The organism is Sphingobium sp. WR1 (assembly GCF_059693745.1).
The window spans coordinates 1-1,036 of sequence record NZ_JCATID010000092.1 but is presented as its reverse complement, the minus strand read 5'-3'; the positions used below and the strand labels follow the sequence as shown (position 1 = coordinate 1,036).

At 67.5% G+C, this 1,036-nt stretch carries 1 protein-coding gene; it reads left to right on the top strand.

Annotated features, from left to right (window positions below):
• Positions 1-1,036: efflux RND transporter permease subunit (locus AC58EF_RS28535; RefSeq protein WP_497279737.1), on the top strand; the 1,036-nt coding region annotated here is incomplete at both ends.

Sequence of the window (1,036 nt, the reverse complement as noted above, 5' to 3'; positions counted from 1 at the left end):
TGATCCGCGCCCGCCAGATGGTCGGCGAGCGGATCGCCCAGGTTCAACCGCGCCTGCCGCTCGCGGCGCAACAACCCGTGCTGATGCCGCCCCTGTCCTCCACCAGTCGCGCGATGAAGATCGGCCTGTCGTCGGCGAAACTCGATCAGATGCAGCTCTCCGAGCTGGTGCGCTGGAACATTCGTCCGCGCCTGATGGCCGTGCCCGGCGTCGCCAATGTCGCCGTATGGGGCCAGCGCGATCGGCAGCTACAGGTGCTGGTCAATCCCGATCGACTGCGCGCCGCCGGCGTTACGCTAACCGAGGTGCGCGCTGCGGCGGGAGACGCCGTGCTGGTCGGGGGCGGCGGGTTTGTTGATACGCCAAACCAGCGGTTCGCCGTCCAGCAGGCCGGCACGGTGCAGAGCGCCGGCGAGCTGGCCCAGGCGATCGTCAAGCAGGCAGGCGAAGCGCCCGTCCGGATCGGCGACGTCGCCCGCGTCGTCGACGGCGTCAACGCGCCGATCGGCAACGCCATCATCGACGACGGTCCCGGCATCATGCTGATCGTCGAGAAGCAGCCCACCGCCAACACGCTGGAGCTGACCCGCGCGGTCGAGGCCGCGATCGGCGAGCTGAAGCCCGGCCTGAAAGACGTGAAGGTCGACACCACGATCTTCCGCCCTGCGACATTTATCGAAAGGTCGATCGACAATCTCACCCGTACGCTCCTGATCGGCTGCGCCTTGGTCGCGGTGGTGCTGTTCCTCTTCACTCGCGACTGGCGACAGGCGACGATCAGCCTCGTCGCTATCCCGCTGTCGCTGCTCGGCGCGGGGCTGGTGCTGCTATGGTCCGGTGCGACAATCAACGTGATGGTGATCGCCGGCCTCGTCATCGCACTCGGCGAAGTGGTCGATGACGCCATTATCGACGTCGAGAACATCGCCCGTCGCCTCCGCCTGAACCGCGAGGTGGCCGATCCCCGGCCGGCGTTCGAGGTAGTGCTGGCGGCGTCGCTGGAGGTCCGCTCAGCGGTCGTGTTTGCCTCGCTGAT